The organism is Hymenobacter qilianensis (assembly GCF_014638675.1).
Classification (GTDB): domain Bacteria; phylum Bacteroidota; class Bacteroidia; order Cytophagales; family Hymenobacteraceae; genus Hymenobacter; species Hymenobacter qilianensis.
The window spans coordinates 179353-198308 of sequence record NZ_BMFN01000003.1; the positions used below are offsets into that span (position 1 = coordinate 179353).

Here is an 18956-nt window from a genome sequence, read left to right on the forward strand (position 1 = left end):
GCAAGGACGAGTTTAGACAAAAAAAATGAGAGGCTGGGGTAAAAAAGCCCCCCAGCCTCTCATTTGCTTACTAATAAGCCCTGTTAAGGTTGCTTAATCAGCATCGGCGACTTCTTCTTTCAGGGCTGCTTTGTTGATGGATTTTGCATCCTTCACTACGACTACTGCCCCGTCTTTCAGCTTCTTATGCACCGTGGCGTAGGGGCCACTGGCTACTTCGTCGCCCGCTTTCAGGCCGCTGAGGATTTCAATATTGGTGATGTCGCTGATTCCGGTTTTTACGGGCACCATCACGGCCTTACCGTCGCGAATCACGAATACCACTTCCTGCACATCAGTCGGCGCAGCCTGGGCGGTTTCCTCCGCATTCCCCCCGCCGCCCCGGCCTACACGCACGCTTGGACCATCGGCTTTGTCGGGGCCGGCAATGGCCGAGCTGTCGGTTTTGGTAGTTACGGCATTCAGCGGCACGCTCAGCACGTTGCTTTTGCGGTCGGTGATAATGTCGACGGAAGCTGTCATACCGGGGCGGAACGGGACAATCGTACGGCCACCCACATTGCGCACTAGGTGCTGATAGGACTCGGGCACCAGCCGGATCCGCACTTCAAACTCGGTTACCGCCTCGGCCGTCAGTGCGTCTTTGGCCGTGTTGGCCACGCTGGTCACGATGCCCCGGAATTTCTCGTCCTTGTTGGCGTACGAGTCCACATCCACGTTCACTGAGTCGCCCAGGTTCACGTCGATGATCTGGTTCTCGTTTACGTTTACCCGCACCTCCATCGAGTTCAGGTCGGCGATGCGCATGATTTCGGTACCAGCCATTTGCGAGGTGCCAACCACGCGCTCTCCACGCTCCACGTTCAGCTTGCTGACGGTGCCGCTGACGGGCGCATAAATAGTGGTTTTCTCCAGGTTGCGGCGGGCCTCATCCAGTGAGGCCTGCGCACTGGCCACCCCCGACTGCGCTCCGCGAATGCTCTGGCGCGCACTGTTGATTTCTTCCTGGCTGGCGTCGTAGGCGGCTTTGCTGGCCTCGTAGTCAGCCTGAGAAATCACCTTCTGCTTATAAAGCGAAGCGTTGCGACGATAAGCCAGCTCGGTTTGCTTGGCATTAGCCAGCAGCTGCTGAAGCCGCGCCCGGGTCTGACCGACGTTGGCCCGCTGGGTGTTTACCGAAGCCGACTGCATGTTGACCATCGCTTGGTAGTTGTCGGGCCGGATGCGCAGCAGCAGCTGGCCTTTTTTCACCGAGTCGCCTTCGGCCACATACAGCTCCGTGATTTCCCCCGATACGTCGGGCGATATTTTCACTTCAGTTTCGGGCTGCACTTTGCCTGAGGCGCTTACTTTTTCTACGATAGTCGCTGGCCCGGCTTTCGCCGTAATAACTTCGGTACCAGCAGGCTGGCCTATCCATCCTTGCTTTTTGGCCACCATGTACCCGGCTATTAATAACACCAGTACTCCCAGCAGAATGTATAGTAAGCGGTTGTTTTTCATGTTCGAAAAGAAGTCCAGCGTAGGGAAAGAGAAGGCAAATAAATCAATTAATACTAAACTAAGAGTGTCCCTGTAGCTGGTTTTCTATGGCTGTCTTACGCTGGAGCTTCGCACGGCCTTTTTACCCATCTATTTCAGCCGCGCTGAGGGCCTTCTGATGGCTGGGGGGCTTTTTTGCCCCCCAGCTTTCTGCCCTAAGCCCGAACTCCGGCAGTCTTATAAAGTCAGCGGGTTGCCCTGGTAAAACTCTAACACCTTCCGACGGAAAATAAACTCATACTTTGCCTGAATCATGCTCGATTCAGCTCCGTTGAGGTTGTTTTTGGCAATGTTAAACTCCGTGCCGTTCAGCAGGCCGTTGTTGAAGCGAATTTCGGCATTCTTGTAGGCGGTGTTCAGCGCCTCCACCTGGCGGCTGGCCGAGGCAAACCGGCGCTGGGCTGCTACCGCATCGGCGTAGGCCTGCTGAATGGTTTGCTGAAGCTGCAAGCGCGTCTGAGCGGCCCGTAGCTCGGCCTGCTTTACCGCGATCTGGGAGCGCTGCACGTTCGTACGGGTCTGCAAGCCATTCAGAATCGGGATTTGTAGGGAGAATTGCAGGGCACGGCCAATATTATCCTTTACCTGGTCGCTGAACGAGGTAGGAAGCAACTCAAAATTGGGCTGACGAGGCGTGAGTACCGCAAAATTAGTGGGGCGCGGCCCAGCTATTGGGTCAATCTGAAATACAGGCAGCGCAGCGCCCGCTATGGAGTCGCCGGTAAGCACCCGCGCAAGCCGGGCCGAGGAGAAACCGGAGAAAACGCTAGCTCCAAAAAACAGGCGAGGATAATAAGCCCCCCGCGCCACCTCAACGCCCCGAATAGAGCTTTGCACGCGCAGGTCGGCTGCTTGTATCTGCGGCAAAAAACCCTGTGCTGTCTGGTAGGTGGCGTTAGGATCAAAGTTTAGCGTCGATTGCTCGTCGGGGTCCGGCAGGTTAGGTACTTCAATCTGGAAGGCAGCGGCACTGGCGGGGTCCAGATTAAGCAGCTGGGCTAGCTGCAGGCGCGAAATGTCGCGCTGGTTTTGCGCGGTTACTAAGTTCAGCTCGTCGGAAGCCAGCTGCGCCTGGGTATCCAGCAGATTGCTTTCGGCCACGCTGCCAGCCGCGAGCAGTTTTTTGGTCCGTTCCAACTGCTGCTGGGTGGTATTTACCCGCAACTCATTTGTGCGCACCAACTCCTGATTTAAGACAAGCTGCAGAAAGGCCGCGGCCACATTCAGCGACAAGTCATTGCGGGCCTGCTCGATGTCGGCCAGGCTTGCCTTGTAGTCTAATACATTGCGCTTCACGGTATTGCGCAGCTGAAACCCCGAGAAAACATTCAGCTGGGTATTAGCCGAGAAGTTGTTGGAACGAATTGTCTGACTCACGAAGTCGTTGGTCAGCGGGTCGAGGCCGGTACCATAGTTCCAAGCTTGGGTGCCATTCACGTTCGCCGTAGGTAGTAAAGCCGCCCGGCTTTGACGCAGATCAGCATCGCTGAGCTCAGCTGAAAGCGAGCTTTGACGCACGTTCAGGTTGTTCTGCACGGCGTAGTCCACGGCGCGCTGCAGCGTCCAGGGGCCGCTGGGCACGGACGCCGGGGCGGCAATCGTGCCAGCGGGCGGCTGAGCGGGCGTAGTCGTTTGAGCCAACCCTGGTACGGCCAGCAACAACCAAGTGCTTGCCCCCACGGCAGCCACTCGATAGAAAAGCGGAGTACGAGTTCGTTTCATGTGTGTTTGGTCTTGATGACGTAAGAGTTCTGGCAACTAGGACTTTAGGCTTCGCTTGAAACTGAGTATGAGCGGGATCAGGGCCTAAATATAATAAAAGGTACTATGCAACACAAAGTACCTATGTTATTATCTGATAAAATATAGACAGCCGATTTCTGGGGGGCTTTTTCCGCCCCGCACACAGCCTATTCGACGGTGGGAATGTAGGTTACCTGATGAACCCAGCTGAGCTGGCGCAGATATTCGAGGGTAATTGGCTTGATGCCCGAGTCCATCTCGATAAACTGACGGGCCAAATCGTTGCGGCCTTTGCGCGACACGAACATGGTGGCGATGTTGCAGTCGTCGTGAGCGATAACGGAGGCGATGAAGGCAATGGAGCCCTGCCGGTCGTCGGCGTCTACAATCAGCGTGTGCAGAGAAGCGGAAAAGTCGGCCGGAAAGCCATCTACCTCCACTATGCGAATGACGCCCCCGCCCCTGCTCTGGCCGATAACCTCCGTCGCGTGGCCGGTGCGCTCGTCGCGCAGCTGCACTTTTATCGTGTTCGGATGCATGGTAGAAGCGTTGCCCACACTCTGAAACGTGTATTGCAGGCCGGCTTCTTTGGCGTGGTCGAAGGCATCGCGGATGCGCTTGTCGTCGGTGGCGTAGCCCAGCAGGCCGGCCACGATGGCGCGGTCGGAGCCGTGGCCTTCGTAGGTGCGGGCGAAAGAGTTGTAAAAAGTGATGGTCGCGTGCGTGGGCAACGACCCCAGAATGCGAATCGCGGCGCCCGCGATGCGCACTACTCCGGCCGTGTGCGAGCTGCTGGGCCCAATCATCACCGGTCCAATCATGTCAAAAATGCTGCTTTTCTCGGCCATAATAGCGGTAAAAGTAGATGTTTCGGTCGGGAAAACAACGCGCGGTCTGACCCGCCACGGTGGAGCTGGGTGGGGGGCTTTTCAGGCCTTATGGATATAGATACCAGTAAGTGCAGAAGAGTTGCCTGCGCTGCCGGCTTTCGATAGGTTTTTCGTTCTTTGTTGCCAAACCTAGTACCAGAACGCGGTAGAGACACATATTTGTGTCACCTCGATGAACAACCCGGTCGTGAATCATACAACGCCTTTGTTCAGCGAGAAGACACAAATATGTGTCTCTACAAATGTTCTTTTTAGCTCTCCTATTCCTATGGAAATGCCCCCCAACCAGTCCGAATTCACGCCTCAGGTGATGGAACAGCTGCGTCGCCTGCAAGCAAAGTACGCCGCCGACGGCCAGGACCTGGCTGCTTACCTCGAAGGCCTCTTTTACGCCGACTACGTCAACTACTGGGACTACATTGAGCTGGACACCCTGCTGAGCTTACAGCGCCCGCTCACCCAGATTCCGGACGAGCGGATTTTCATCATGTATCACCAGATCACGGAGTTGTACTTTAAGCTTTGCCTCTGCGAGTACGAACAGATAGGCGAGTTGCAGCAGCCCACGGTGGGCGAGCTAGTACTGCGCATCAACCGTATCAACCGCTACTTCGAGAACCTGATCGACTCGTTCGACGTGATGGTGGACGGCATGGACAAGCAGCAGTTTCTGCAATTCCGCATGGCCTTGATGCCGGCTTCAGGCTTCCAAAGCGTGCAGTACCGCATGATTGAGCTGGCTTCTACTTCCCTCGATAAACTAGTGGATAAGGAGAAGCGCCGCCTGCTGGGCGAAGCGGCCGCCCACGAGGAGCTGATGGGCTGCATCTACTGGAAAGCCGGCGCCACCATCGAGGAATCGGGCGCTAAAGCCCTGACGCTGATTCAGTTTGAGGAGAAATACACCCAAACTCTCCACGACCACGCCGCCCACTACCGCACCCGCAACGTGTGGACCGTGCTGGAGCGCCTGCCCGCCGAAGATCAGCGCCACCCGCGCATGGTGCGCGCCCTGCGCCAGCTCGACGCCAACGTGAACGTGAACTGGCCCCTGATGCACTACAAATCAGCGGTGCGCTACCTGGAGCGCGACCCTACCGCCATTGCCGCGACGGGCGGCACCAACTGGAAGAAATATTTGCCCCCCAAGTTCCAGCGCCGCATCTTCTACCCTCAGCTTTGGACCCAGCAGGAGTTGGAGGAATGGGGCAAAGCTTGGGTTGAGGAAGTGTTGGGGGAAGCGCAGGTTCCGAATAACTTAAATTAGAAAATGGTTGCTTGACGCCTCACGTTAGCTAAAACACATCGGCCGCCGCTCCTGCTTCCAAAGCAAGAACGGCGGCCGATGTGTTTACTGGAGACTTTATGAAATTAAAAGACCGTCATGCTGAGCTTGTCGAAGCATCTCTATCGCTTCGTTGAGATAGTACTGATTACTACTCGGTAGAGATGCTTCGACAAGCTCAGCATGACGTTCTGTTGTATTCTGGATTCTACGTTACTCTCTAAGCAGCTTCCGTAGCAAATACTACAGCTACAACTGCGCCTTCGCAGCGCCAGCTACTTTAAAAGCAACCTGCGAGTTTTCCCAGGCCATGGTTACGGTGCCGGCTTTATCGGCTTTGATGGTGAACTGCTCCACGGGTTGCGCGGTCTTGGTGGGCTTCACTTTTACGCGCAGGGCATCCTGCTTTTCGTCGTATTTGAAGGCGCCCCACTGGTTGGCGGTTTTATTGAAGATAATCGTCCATTCCTGATCATTGGGGATGGTGAACAGAGCGTATTTGCCAGCGGGCAGCGTCTGCCCGTTGATGGTAACGGCCTGTTTGGCTTCAAACGTGGTGGCCTCATTCGCCCCCGTACGCCACACTTTGCCATAGGGCTCCAGCTCGCCGAATATCTTGCGGCCGTTCATGGATGGCCGGCTGTACTCGATGGTAAAGTTGGGGCCGGTAACCGTGGCGGGCGGACTAGGCCGCTTGCTTTTATCTTCGGGGGCTTTTTTGGTGGTCGTTTGAGCAACGGCGCTGCCCACGAACAGTAGCATAACCCAGACGAAGAGAAGCAGGAATTTGGGAGTGGGGGTTTTCATACGGTTTTGGGTAGTTAGAGTGAAAGAAATGCCAGTACAACCAACTCAGCCCGCTTTGTTATAGACGAGCAATGAGTAAAGGATTGAACAGCAGGGTGAATGACGCAATATTCACCAACAGGTTGTTGTAGTTGACACCAAAATTGTGGCCTGCCGAAGGGCGCCTGTAGCTTAAAACCCGGTTCAACCGTATGGTTGGCTTACTGGGGGGCTTTTTTGGGCTTGGGGCTGTGGTTTGTGAAATTCCAAACCAGCGCCGAAGCACTCCGGAAGCCATCCATCTTGTCCGTTTTCACCTCGTCTGTATGACTTACCTCGCCAACCCGGAGCGCTATTCTTCCATTATGCAGTACCGTCGCTGCGGCCGCAGCGGCCTGAAGCTGCCGGCCGTGTCGCTGGGCTTGTGGCAGAACTTTGGCGACGTTGATGTGCTCGAAAACTTCCGCGCTACCCTGCGCCTGGCCTTCGACCACGGCGTGACGCATTTCGATCTAGCCAATAATTACGGTCCGCCCCCCGGCACGGCCGAAACCAACTTTGGCCGCATCCTGAAAGAAGACTTCCGGGCCTACCGCGACGAGCTGATTATCTCCACCAAAGCGGGCTACACCATGTGGGACGGCCCCTACGGCGACTGGGGCTCCAAGAAATACCTGGTTTCCAGCCTCGACCAAAGCCTGCGCCGCATGAAGCTCGACTATGTGGACATCTTCTACCACCACCGCCCCGATCCCGAAACGCCCCTGGAGGAAACCATGGCCGCCCTCGACCTGATTGTGCGTCAGGGCAAGGCCCTGTACGTGGGTATATCCAACTACCAGCCCGCCGAAGCGGCCCAAGCCATCAAGCTTCTGGGCGAGCTAGGCACGCACTGCCTGATTCATCAGCCCAAATACTCCATGTTTGAGCGCTGGGTAGAAGATGGCCTGCTGGACTTGCTGGAAGCCGAAGGCGTGGGCTGCATCCCGTTTTCGCCCCTGGCCCAGGGCCTATTAACAGACAAATACCTACACGGCATTCCGGCCGACTCGCGGGCTGGGCGCGGCGGACCATCGCTCAAAGAAGACCAGCTCACGCCCGAGCGCCTCACTCAGATCAGCCGCCTGCATCAGCTGGCCCAGGAGCGCAACCAAAGTCTGGCCCAAATGGCGCTGGCCTGGGTGCTGAAAGATCCGCGCGTGACATCGGTGCTCATCGGCGCCAGCCGCCCCGCCCAGCTCCAGGATTCGTTGCAGTGCCTGCAAAGCCCGGAGTTTAGCGCGGAGCAATTGAGCACGATTGAGGAAATTTTGGGGTAAAAAAGCCCCCCAGACCGTCATGCAGAGCGGTAGCGAAGCATCTCGCGTGCTGAGGTTGCCAAGCTAACCGTCATGCTGAGCGGAGTCGAAGCATCTCTCCCGCTTCGTTGTAATGCCATTGGTTAGTAACCAGTAGAGATGCTTCGACAGGCTCAGCATGACGTTCTCTTTTGTTGATTAGCACTCCTCACATCAGCACGCGAGATGCTTCGCTACCGCTCTGCATGACGTTCTGATGTAGTAGGATCAGATCTGGGGGGCTTTTTTACAAATTCATTTGACAATTTTATATGGCTGCTACCCTTTTTAGCCCGCTGCGTTTGCGGGGAGTTGAGTTGAAAAATCGCATTGTGGTTTCGCCCATGTGCCAGTACTCCTCGGAGGATGGGTTTGCCAATGACTGGCACATAGTGCATCTGGGTAGCCGAGCCGTGGGCGGCGCTGGCCTTATCATCTTTGAAGCCACTGCCGTATCGCCCGAAGGCCGCATCACGCCCGATGATCTGGGCCTTTGGAAAGACGAGCACATTGCTGGCTTGCAGCGTATTACCTCGTTTATCACCGCGCAGGGCGCCGTGCCGGGCGTGCAGTTGGCTCATGCCGGCCGCAAAGCCAGCATCAGCAGCCCCTGGAAAGGCAACCAGCCAGTACCAGTTGCCGAAGGCGGCTGGCAGACGGTAGCGCCCAGCCCCCTCCCCTTCCGCCCCACCGACCCCACGCCGCTGGCTCTGGATGAGGCTGGTTTGCAGAAAGTAAAAGATGACTTCCGGGCCGCCACCCAGCGGGCGCTGACTGCTGGTTTTAAGGTGATAGAAATTCACGGGGCTCACGGCTACCTGCTGCACGAGTTTTTTTCGCCCCTCAGCAACCAGCGCACCGATGCTTACGGCGGCTCCTTCGAGAACCGCATCCGGCTGCTGCTGGAAGTAACGGCTGCTGTCCGCGAAACCTGGCCCGCGGAGTACCCGCTATTCGTCCGCATTTCGGCCACCGATTGGGTCGATGGGGGCTGGACAATCGACGATTCCGTAGCCTTGGCCCGCGAACTGAAAAACCACGGCGTGGACCTGATTGACGCCTCAACCGGAGGCAACGTGCCCGATGCCAAGATACCGGCCGGACCGGGCTACCAGGTGGAGTTTGCTGAGCGCATTCGGCAGGAAACCGGCATGCCTACGGGCTCGGTTGGCATCATTACCACGGCAGAGCAAGCAGAGGAGATTCTGGCCAGCGGGCAGGCTGATCTGGTGCTGCTGGCCCGCGAGTTTCTGCGCGACCCATATTTTCCCCTGCACGCGGCCCAGAAACTCGATGTGGATTTGGCCTGGCCCGTGCAATATGAGCGCGCAAAGCGTAAGTAAAGACGGCCCCACTCATCAAGCAAAGTTTCTTAGAAGGTCCGCTGAAACGGGGTAGAGACGCAATAGTTGGAATCCCCTCGTCTGCGCCGTTAGCGCTTTTTTCAGCCGATTGTGCTACGAGGGAACTACCATGTGCACTAAGCGGCCCGTGGCGGTGTTCCATGCGTATATTTGCCCCCCAGCAACGTTTTCTCACGGTTTAAAGGTTAACTCCCTTTCGCCCCATGTTCGATAAGAAAGAAATTGAAGTGCTTCTTCCGCCCGAAGTAGCCTACGACGAATTTGCCCGCTACCGCGCCCTGCTCAACGCCGTGGGCGCCCAGCCCGGCGAGGCCGATTTTGTGCACCTGCGCAAGCGCTCCATCGATGCGCGCGGCCGGCAGCCCCTCGTTCGCCTGCGCGCCGATATATGGTTTCAGCCCCCGCCCGCCGATATTTTTGGTCCCTGGTTTCGGTATCCTGATGTAAGTCAGGCTCGGCGCTCGGTTATTATTGTGGGAGCTGGGCCGGCTGGCTTGTTTGCAGCTTTGCGGGCTATTGAGCTGGGTATCAGGCCCATCGTGCTGGAGCGCGGCAAGGACGTGCGTACCCGCCGCCGCGACTTAGCGGCCCTGAACAAAGACCACGTCGTGAATCCCGACTCCAACTACTGCTTCGGCGAAGGCGGCGCGGGCACTTACTCCGATGGCAAGCTCTATACCCGCGCCACCAAGCGCGGCGACGTGGGCCGTATTCTGAAGCTGTTGGTGCAGCACGGTGCCACTCCCGATATTCTCGTCGATGCCCACCCCCACATCGGCACCAATAAGCTGCCCCAGGTGGTAGCTGCCCTGCGCGACTCCGTGCGCCAGGCCGGCGGCGAAGTGCGGTTTGAAACGCGGGTTGAAGATTTGATTCTCGAAAAAAACCACCTGCGTGGGGTTGTCACGGCCACGGGCGAAGCGGTGGAGGCGGATGCGGTTATTCTGGCTACCGGCCACTCGGCCCGCGACATTTATGAGCTCTTGCACCGCCGCGGTGTGCGCGTAGAGGCTAAGCCTTTCGCTCTCGGTGTGCGCGTGGAGCATCCACAGGCTCTTATCGACCAGGCCCAGTACCGCCGCCAGGACCGCGGGCCGCTGCCGGCGGCTTCGTATTCTTTGGTGCACCAAACGCAGTGGCGCGGACAGCAGCGGGGCGTTTTCTCGTTTTGCATGTGTCCGGGGGGCTTTATTGTGCCCGCCGCCACGGCTCCCGGCGAGGTAGTCGTGAACGGTATGTCGCCGAGCCGCCGCGACTCGCGCTTTGCCAATTCGGGCATTGTGGTAGCCGTGGAGCTGGAAGAAATGGACCTGAAGCGACACGGAGCGCTGGCCGGTTTGCGCTTGCAGCAGGAAATTGAGCAGCGCGCCTGTGCGCTGGGGGGCAATTCGCAGGCTGCCCCGGCCCAGCGCCTGGGCGATTTTCTAAAAGACAAGCTTTCTCCTGAACTGTTGGAAACCTCTTACCAGCCGGGCCTGGTATCAGTGCCCATGAGTCAGGTGCTGGGCGTCGGGCTTACGGACCGTTTGCGTCAGGGCTTCAAGGCGTTCGGCCAAAAGATTCCCGGCTACACCACCAACGCAGCCCAGATTGTGGGGGTAGAAAGCCGCACCTCCGCCCCCGTGCGCATCCCCCGCGACCCAGCCACCTTGCAGCACCCGGAAATCACGGGCCTGTTTCCCTGTGGCGAAGGCGCGGGCTTCGCGGGCGGCATCGTGTCGGCAGCAATGGACGGAGAGCGGTGCGCGGAGGCAGTATTGGCGGTGCTAGCCTAGAAATCCTCCCTACCTTGCTCTTTACCGTATAAACACTCAACGGCAGCTCCGCTGTTTACTCTTTATACAACTAATGGGGTGCGTTTCTACGCACCTTCCTGCCATATGAAAAAGACTCTCGTTCTTGGCGCCAGCGACAACCCTGCGCGCTATGCCTATAAAGCTGTTCACTCCCTGAAGCGCCACGGCCACGACGTAGTGCCCGTGGGCCTGCGCAAAGGCCAGATTGCCGGCATCGACATCCACACCGACCGCCCCACCGACTCCGAAATAGACACCGTAACGCTCTATGTAGGTCCGCAAAATCAGCCCACCTGGTATGACTACATCCTGGATTTGAAGCCCAAGCGCATCATTTTTAATCCTGGCACTGAAAACCCGGAACTGGAGCGCATGGCCCAGGAGCGCGGTATTCAAACGGAAGAAGCCTGCACGCTGGTAATGCTGTCGATTGGCAATTACTAAGTGTAAGCTGATGTATAAAAAAGCCCCCCAGAAGTATTCCTGGGGGGCTTTTTGGTTCTGGCGTGGGCCTCACCCCCCGGCGCCTACTGCCAAAAAGCCGAAAGCAATCTTTTTTCACAAAAAAAGCCCCCCAGAGGCAACCCCTCCCGCAAAGGTTGCATCTACCCCATCAAACGCCCTGCTACTGTCTCTTTCTACTCCGCTTTTCTCGTGACTGACGCCGACCTCATTGCTGCTTGCCGCCAAGGTAACAGCCGCGCCCAGAAGCTGCTCTACGAGCGGTTCGCGGGCCTGATGCTGTCGGTGTGCTCACGCTACCTGCGCCACCGCGAAGACGCGGAAGAAGTGATGCTGATGGGTTTTGTGAAAGTATTTAAAGCCTTGGATCAATACCGCCACGAAGGCAGCTTTGAAGGGTGGATCCGGAAGATAATGGTGAACGAGGCCCTGGGCCAGCTCCGCCGCAAAGAACCGCTCCACCTGGCCATCGACGATTACCCCGTAGACGTAGCCATCACGGCGGCCGACGCGGAAAGTGATCTGAACGCGGCCGATTTGATGCACATGCTTACCCAATTGCCCGCCGGTTATCGTACCGTATTTAACCTTTACGCCGTAGAGGGCTACACTCACCCCGAAATTGCCGAGCTGCTGGGCATTACGGAGGGCACCAGTAAATCGCAGCTGAGTAAGGCTCGGGCCATGCTTCAGCGCCGCTTAGGCGGGGCCAGCAATGCCGCAGCCTCCACCTCCTCACCCAAAGAATATTATGCAACCGGAAGATATTGATAAGCTGTTTCGGGAAAAGCTGGAGCGCCACGCGCCCCCGCCGCCCGACTACCTCTGGGCTCAGCTCGAAGCCGAGTTGCAGCCCGCCCGCAAGCGCCCCGTTATGTGGCTCTACGCCTCGGCAGCCGTGATTACGCTGCTCATGCTGGCCGGCGGCGCGTGGCTGTGGCGGGGGGCAAATCTGGACCCCGCTGTGGGTACGGCAGCAAAAATTACTACGCAGCCCGCTGCTAAAACGACCGAAGCGGTTTCTTCGAAAAATTCATCTTCTCAGGCAACCCTTCCCACCGCCCAGCCATCTACCCCATCAGAAGCCGCCGTAGCAACGGCTCCTACGAAACAGCCCGCGTTGGATGCGCAACCAACGCAGCCGCTTCGTTCCAAGCCAGCCGCTACTCGCCAACTGGCCCGCGCTACAGCAGTTCCCCGCTCATCATCACCTAAAAAGCTAAGTACCAAACCCGCGCAGAACACCATGGTAGCTTCCCTCACCCCCACCAAAGCGCAACCGGAGCGCCCCGTGGCCGAGGAAACGCAGCTAAAAGCCCCCCAGCAGCTCCCAACCGTAGCCGCTGCCACTACTACCTCAGCCGCGCCTACGGGACCAATAGAAGTGGAAGTGCGCCAGTCGTCAGCAACGGCGGCCCTGGCAGCCAGCCAGGCGGCGCCGCGCCGGGGCCGCCTCGGTGGGCAGGTGATGCGTCAGGTAACCAATGCTCTGCGCGGCGAACCAGTATCCTTACCCCGCTTACCCGAGGACGTGACCGTGACGGTACGGCCTCCGGGCGCCAACCACGCCCTAGTCATTCAACTCTAATTTCTCCTCCATCATGAACCGCTTCTACACCCTGCTGGCAGTAGTGCTGCTAGCCCTGGCCGCGCCTTGCCGCACCCTGGCCGCCGCCCCTGCTCCCGATGACACCATTGTGGTAAAACTGCCCAACCAGGCTACAATGACGCTGTTTGTCAAGAACAAAGCCCAGCTGCGCGAGCTGCGCAACTACAAGCTCGACTCGCTGATGATCCTGCTGGATACCTACATCACCCAGGCCGAAGCCGCCGGCAAAACCTCCAAGACGGAGACGGTAACGATGGAGTTCTACCCCGCCAAAGACCAGCCCGGCAAGCAGGTACCCGAGCAGATTCGGGTGACGGTGCGCACCGACGAAGGCAAAAAGAGCGACACGGAGCGGGTAGATGTAGTGTTGGGCCGCGCCTTCGGGGTATCGGTAGTGGAGAATGGCGATGATGACCACGTTTCCATCAAAGTAGGCACCTCAGCCATCGACGACTCCACCCGCAACGCCCAGCGTGAGGCCAAACGGCAAGAGCGCGCCGCCCGCCCCGGCCACAGCGACTTCGGCATCGACGTGGGGCTGAACGCGCTGGTAAATCGCAATGCCACCACCGCCGAAGACTTCGACCTGCGCCCCTTCGGCTCGCGCTATATCAGCTTCAACTGGCACTACCTGTACCGCCTAGGCCCTCAGGGCAGCCCCGTGCGCCTGCTCACCGGCCCCGAGTTGTCCTTCAATAACTACATGTTCGATAACAACCGTCGCCTGTTCAACCCGCCCACCGGCACCGGCACGGTCATCGAAACAGAGCCAATCCTTGACCTTGATAAAAGCAAGCTCTCTACTACCACCATCAATCTGCCCCTCATGCTGGTGCTCAACACCAAAAATAAGAAAGGCAACGACGACGGTTTCCGCCTTGGCGCAGGAGGCTTTGCAGGCTACCGCCTGGGCAGCCACACCAAAATCAAATATGACAACGACGGCCGCAATCGCAAAGACAAAGACCGCGGCAGCTTTAACCTGGAAGATTTCAACTACGGCCTGCAAGGCTTAGTCGGAATTGGCGGCATGGATTTGTTCGTCAAGTACAATCTGAACGAGCTGTTCAAAGACGGCCGCGGCCCCCAGGCCCAGACGCTCAGCTTCGGTGTAACGTTCGGAGGAATATAAGCTTAGCTTCCAATTAAGCACCCAAAAAAGCCCCCCAGACGTGTCTGGGGGGCTTTTTTGGGTGCTTACGCTACAAGAACATGGTCATTAAGCACTTACTAATGTCAGGACTTAATGACCACACCGCTTAGCCTTATACTGGCTTATGAACCCGTCCGCTCAGTTTGTTATTATAAAATGTTGAAACACAGCTTATTAGTATCATATAAAGTTGTTATGCAGTGTGCAGCTATACGAGTGATTTAGAATGATATGCACATTTTAACTTGTACAATAATTAAAATTATTATAATTTTTAATAAAATATTAATATGATATTATATGAAAGCCTTCTATTATCTCGCTAGGTGTGGCGTGGCTGCTTTGCTCCTAGCCTCGCTCACGAGTTGCCAAGACATCTTGGAGCAGTACTTCCCTAAGCCTACCCCGCCTAGTATCCCTACCTTCCCTCCCTTAGGCCTGGACATTCCTTTTTATGCTTTGTCCGGCGGCACTCGTCTTGATGCCTATTCCACGACGGACCCCGCCACGCGCACGGCTTCCGTCGCTATTACCGGCCTAGTTAGTGGCGAACGAATCCTAGCCATGGACTTCCGACCGGCTACGGGCCAGCTTTATGGGGTCAGCAATGCTGATCGCCTCTACGTCATCAACCAGAGTACCGGCGTAGCGCGCGCAATCGGTACGGGAACCTTCTTTCCGGAGCTGAGGGGTAATCTGTTGGGCTTTGATTTTAATCCAACCACAGATTGGATTCGGGTGGTAACCAGCACCGGCCAGTTTCTGCGCCTCAATCCGGAGACGGGCACCGTCGCAGCCATTGATGGTGCGATAAATGGCGCAGCGGGCGCGGTTGTGACCGGGGCGGCTTACACCAACAACACGGCCGGCGCTACCACGACGACCCTCTATGCCATTAACACGCACAACCAGCAGCTTTATTTAGTTAACCCGCCTAACAATGGTACGCTCGTAGCCGTGGGTAACCTGAACTTGAACGTTAGCGGCGACGGGGGTTTTGACATAGACGCCAAAACGGGTACTGCTTTGGGTTTGTATTCAGTTAATGGCAGCCCCACCCTCTTCACGGTAGACTTAGCCACCGGCGCGGCGCGGCGCCTCGCCCAATATGCTTCCGGTTCGGGCTATACGGGGATTGCCATTCCTACCCAGCCGGTTGCCTATGTCAGTGCCGGGAGCAGCCTCGTGATTTTTAATCCCACCACGCCATCCTCGGCCACAAACCCTGCCCCGCTCGTTGTTAAGCCTATTACGGGACTAGGTGAGGATGGGGGCGTGTTCATGTTGGATTTTCGCCCCGCCACCGGTCAGTTATATGGCCTCGCGACCTCGTCTAATATCCCGAGGACCCGGCTTTACACCATCAATCCGGCTACGGGAGCCGCGACGCTCGTGTCTCCAATTAGTCTCCCCGGATCCAACCTAAGCGTAAGGGATATGGATTTTAATCCCGTTACCGACCGTATCCGCCTTTTTATGGGGAGAGGAGGCAATGACCCATCCCGTAACCTACTGATTAATCCCACTACTGGCGAGGTGGTAGAGGACACCCCTATCACGCCTTCAGAGGATATTCCTTTTACCTGTGCCCACACTAACAGCTTCGCCGGGGCGACGAGCACGACTTTGTACGGCCTTAAATATGAGCCATTTAATAAGAATGATTCCAGAATTTGGATCACTCAGTTAACAGGGCCCAGTGAGAATCAGTCGGTAGAACTGCGAGAATTGGGACTGGAACAAATTATCGGGGGCAGTATGGATATTGGCGGTACCAGCAATACGCCCTATGCCCTGTTAATTAAATTCGCGGGGAGTGGCCCCGATCTCTATACCATTAATCTGAATTCGCCATCTGCCCCTCCCACCACATTTGTGGCTCATTATCCTGCCAGTCTCGGCTTTGGTTTTGCGCTTGGCCTTGGCTTCTAGCCAGCCATTCCCTACCTCAACTATTACCTATTACCCCTATGTTGATGCAGAAGTCCAAGCGCTACGGATGATGTTGGAGGCTACAGCCACAGCATGAGCGGGTTAGTTAAATTTTCTTCAAATGCTATCTCTTTACTATACCGCTATGAAAACACGTGTTTCGCTTGCCAAGCTCGGGGCCGCGGCCTTGCTGCTGGGGTCACTCTCTAGCTGCGAGGACATCTTGGAGCATTACTTACCCAAGCCTACTCCCCCGCCACCTGCTACGCCCACCTTTCCTCCCCTAGGGCAGGACATTCCTTTTTATGCCTTATCCGGTGGCACGCGGCTGGATGCCTATTCCACGAAAGATCCCGCAACCCGTACGGGCTCCGTGGCAATTACCGGCTTACCAAGCGGCGAACGAATCCTAGCCATGGACTTCCGCCCCGCCACGGGTCAACTTTATGGGGTCAGCAACGCTGACCGCCTCTACGTCATCAACCAGAACACCGGGGTAGCCCGTGCGCTAGGAACGCAAGCCTTCAACCCCAGCCTTGCCGGCGACTTATTCGGGTTTGACTTCAATCCCACCCAAGACCTCATTCGTCTGGTGACAAACATGGGCCAGAGAGTGTTCGTAGACCCCGTTCCGGGCGCGATTAGATTTCCTGGAACAATCTTCGGACCGGACGGGGCAACCTTCACAGCGGTGGCCTATACGAACAATGTCGCGGGAGCCAAAACGACAGAGCTATATGTCATTGACTCGCAGAACCAACAGCTCTACCTGCTCACCCCGCCCAATCCTAGCTCCAGTTCTGCTCTGGACGAGAGCCGGTTGGTGCCAGTGGGCAAATTGAACCTGCCTATCAGCGGCGATGGAGGCTTCGACATTGATGCCAGGACCGGCACGGCCTTAGGTCTTTTTCCGGTCAATAAGAAGCCCACGCTCTTCACGCTGAACCTGTCCACCGGCGCCGCCCGCCCCTTAGCCCAGTACAATGCCAGCCTGGGCTATACCAGTATCGCTATTCCGACCCGGCCTGTGGCCTATACTTTTTGGGGGGTAGCACGCGGCGGGCTCCTGGTTATTGACTTGACCAACCCGTCTATAGACATCAGGATAGGCGCGGCCGTCGGCGGCGCGGCCGTTCTAAGGTGGATAGGGCTGGATTTTCGACCTTCGAATGGCCAGCTCTATGCCCTGGCTCGAATCGTGGGGGGTGGTAATGACCTATATACTATTAATCCCGCCACGGGGGATACCGATTATGTGAGCCATGTACCAGTAATAGTTGACTCCGACGACCCCGGGTTTGACTTTGATCCCATTACCGACCGCCTTCGGGTGGTAAGCAGTTCAGGCCAGAACCTGAGCATAAATCCCAGCGATGGTACGGCCACCGTCGAGCGCCCCCTCACGCCTCCCGACCTAGGAATTTATACAGCCGCCTACTCGAACAACTTCACGGGTACCCCAACGTCTACGCTCTATGTCATGGGCCGCGTGAGTGGGAGCCAGGGCAACTTTCCCACGGTTGGTACGCTGTATCAACAGATGCCCCCCCAGGAGGGCACACTGGTAAGAGTCGGTGATCTGGGCATCCCAGCCGTCCTGACGGGCAGTTTTGACATTGGCGGCACCACCAATACGGGCTATGCCATTCTCAACGCGGCCGGCAACTCGGCCTTATACAAGGTTGATTTAGCGACCGGCCAAGTAACGCTCGCCAGTTCCTCCTACAATAGCGTCACGCCCATTGGCCTAGCTGTGGGGCTGGGTTTCTGATCTTACTACGCTGTTTATTAAACACCACCTTATCGTCAACAAATCAGCGCAGGCTGGTGTGGTACAGAATTATGCTGAGCCTTGCAAACCCAATGCCTATGAGAGAAAGGATCAGGTTTTTAAGAATGCTAATCTGCTTTATCGCAATCTGTATTCAGGTATTTGAATAATTATAGTAGCCCAATCAGCTATGAATTGCCGAGCTACGTATGAAAAATTACATGAATCATATTCATTCTTCTTTCCATCCTATCTTCTCAGTTCTATGCTAAAATTCTCTTCCCTCGCCAAATGGGGCGTGGCTGTGCTATTATTGTCCTCGCTGAGTAGCTGCGAGGATATACTAGACCAGTATTTCCCCAAGCCCACGCCTACCCTACCTACTAGTCCTATCCAGACGGTAGCATACACAACCTACGCTGACGCTGTTACACCAGGGTCCGGCGATGGGGCATGGCAGAATGGATTGATTATTTTCAATCCTATTACGCTGGCGAAAATCCAGGAAATGCCGATTACGGGCTTGAGCGCTGTAACCGACCGCATCTTTGGGCTCGATATACGCCCCGCCACCGGCCAACTCTATGCTCTGGTTGCCACGACCAGTGCGACCGATGGCCGCCTGTATACTATTAACCCCGCCAATGGAGCTGCTACGCTGGTCGCACCCGTCAGCATTCCCCTCAGTGGGTCCCTTACCCTTGGGTTCGATTTTAACCCCGTCGTGGATAGGATTCGGATTGTGACCAACTCAGGTCAAAACCTTCGGGTGAATCCGGTTGACGGCGTAGCAATTGAAGATGGGCGTATTAATGGAGGCAACGCCAATAGAGTGGTGGGCTTAGCCTACGATAATAACGTGGCTGGCGCTACCTCCACTAACTTGTACGCGCTAGATTTCACAGAGGATAAGCTTTACTTAATGAACCCGCCCAATGCCGGGACGATCACAGAAATTGGTCCCTTAAGTATCAACTTCCTCTCCGATGGCAGTTTCGATATTGGCGCCACTAGTAAGAAGGCTTACGCGGTCATGAGCGGCCCGAATGTGGGGCGTTTGTATTCGATCAATTTGACAACCGGCGCGGCCACAGAATTAGGAGACTTCGGCTTTCCACCTATCAGGCCGTCGCCCACGCCAGGCTTCGTCTTCGCGCCCTTCATCACAGGCTTCACGCTCGGGTTAGGCCTGTAATTTTCCTTTCCTTAGGATAATAAGAAAAAGCCCCCTACTTAAGAGCAGGGGGCTTTTTCTTGTTCAAGGGCTCAAGCTTAGTGGAGGGGCA

Annotated in this window: 15 protein-coding genes; 11 read left to right on the plus strand and 4 right to left on the minus strand. The window is 56.6% G+C overall.

Going from position 1 to position 18956, the window contains the following annotated elements; genetic code table 11:
• Positions 1–93 precede the first annotated feature (93 nt).
• From IEW06_RS15395 to sdaAB, 3 genes are all read right to left on the minus strand, one after another.
• Complete coding sequence (locus IEW06_RS15395; RefSeq protein ID WP_188548542.1) at positions 94–1503, minus strand: efflux RND transporter periplasmic adaptor subunit; 1410 nt, start codon at positions 1501–1503, stop codon at positions 94–96.
• Positions 1504–1719: 216 nt separating this feature from the next.
• The gene (locus IEW06_RS15400; RefSeq protein ID WP_188548543.1) at positions 1720–3264 is read right to left on the minus strand and encodes a TolC family protein; all 1545 of its coding nucleotides are present in this window, start codon (positions 3262–3264) and stop codon (positions 1720–1722) included.
• Positions 3265–3452: 188 nt separating this feature from the next.
• Positions 3453–4133, minus strand: a complete 681-nt coding sequence (sdaAB, locus tag IEW06_RS15405; protein ID WP_187731916.1) for an L-serine ammonia-lyase, iron-sulfur-dependent subunit beta — start codon at positions 4131–4133, stop codon at positions 3453–3455.
• Between the two features lie 310 nt (positions 4134–4443).
• On the opposite strand from sdaAB, the gene IEW06_RS15410 reads away from it, so the two are divergent.
• Positions 4444–5442, plus strand: coding sequence for a tryptophan 2,3-dioxygenase family protein (locus tag IEW06_RS15410; protein WP_308422027.1), 999 nt, complete (start codon positions 4444–4446; stop codon positions 5440–5442).
• Positions 5443–5709: 267 nt separating this feature from the next.
• Here the strand turns inward: IEW06_RS15410 and IEW06_RS15415 are convergent, their stop codons facing one another.
• Positions 5710–6267, minus strand: a complete 558-nt coding sequence (locus IEW06_RS15415; protein ID WP_223284522.1) for a DUF2911 domain-containing protein — start codon at positions 6265–6267, stop codon at positions 5710–5712.
• Between the two features lie 305 nt (positions 6268–6572).
• On the opposite strand from IEW06_RS15415, the gene mgrA reads away from it, so the two are divergent.
• The 10 genes from mgrA to IEW06_RS15465 all read left to right on the plus strand — a co-directional run bounded on the left by mgrA (position 6573) and on the right by IEW06_RS15465 (position 18865).
• The gene (gene mgrA / locus IEW06_RS15420; RefSeq protein ID WP_187731914.1) at positions 6573–7565 is read left to right on the plus strand and encodes an L-glyceraldehyde 3-phosphate reductase; all 993 of its coding nucleotides are present in this window, start codon (positions 6573–6575) and stop codon (positions 7563–7565) included.
• Positions 7566–7855: 290 nt separating this feature from the next.
• Positions 7856–8926, plus strand: coding sequence for an NADH:flavin oxidoreductase/NADH oxidase (locus IEW06_RS15425; RefSeq protein WP_187731913.1), 1071 nt, complete (start codon positions 7856–7858; stop codon positions 8924–8926).
• Between the two features lie 224 nt (positions 8927–9150).
• The gene (locus IEW06_RS15430) at positions 9151–10722 is read left to right on the plus strand and encodes an NAD(P)/FAD-dependent oxidoreductase (protein WP_187731912.1); all 1572 of its coding nucleotides are present in this window, start codon (positions 9151–9153) and stop codon (positions 10720–10722) included.
• Between the two features lie 105 nt (positions 10723–10827).
• Positions 10828–11187: a CoA-binding protein gene (locus IEW06_RS15435; protein ID WP_187731911.1), complete on the plus strand. Its 360-nt coding sequence runs from the start codon at positions 10828–10830 to the stop codon at positions 11185–11187.
• A 210-nt stretch (positions 11188–11397) separates the two neighbouring features.
• The gene (locus IEW06_RS15440) at positions 11398–11976 is read left to right on the plus strand and encodes an RNA polymerase sigma factor (RefSeq protein WP_187731910.1); all 579 of its coding nucleotides are present in this window, start codon (positions 11398–11400) and stop codon (positions 11974–11976) included.
• Positions 11957–12793 carry a hypothetical protein gene (locus IEW06_RS15445; protein ID WP_188548544.1) on the plus strand — a complete coding sequence of 279 codons (837 nt, stop codon included), beginning with the start codon at positions 11957–11959 and terminating at the stop codon, positions 12791–12793. The genes IEW06_RS15440 and IEW06_RS15445 overlap by 20 nt, the downstream gene beginning before the upstream one ends.
• A gap of 13 nt (positions 12794–12806) precedes the next feature.
• A complete protein-coding gene (locus tag IEW06_RS15450) occupies positions 12807–13946 on the plus strand; it encodes an outer membrane beta-barrel protein (protein ID WP_187731906.1) in 1140 nt (379 codons plus the stop codon).
• Between the two features lie 321 nt (positions 13947–14267).
• Positions 14268–15899: a DUF4394 domain-containing protein gene (locus IEW06_RS15455; RefSeq protein WP_187731905.1), complete on the plus strand. Its 1632-nt coding sequence runs from the start codon at positions 14268–14270 to the stop codon at positions 15897–15899.
• 145 nt (positions 15900–16044) lie between these two features.
• Positions 16045–17670 carry a DUF4394 domain-containing protein gene (locus tag IEW06_RS15460; protein ID WP_188548545.1) on the plus strand — a complete coding sequence of 542 codons (1626 nt, stop codon included), beginning with the start codon at positions 16045–16047 and terminating at the stop codon, positions 17668–17670.
• A gap of 265 nt (positions 17671–17935) precedes the next feature.
• The gene (locus IEW06_RS15465; protein WP_187731902.1) at positions 17936–18865 is read left to right on the plus strand and encodes a DUF4394 domain-containing protein; all 930 of its coding nucleotides are present in this window, start codon (positions 17936–17938) and stop codon (positions 18863–18865) included.
• The last annotated feature ends 91 nt before the right edge of the window (positions 18866–18956 follow it).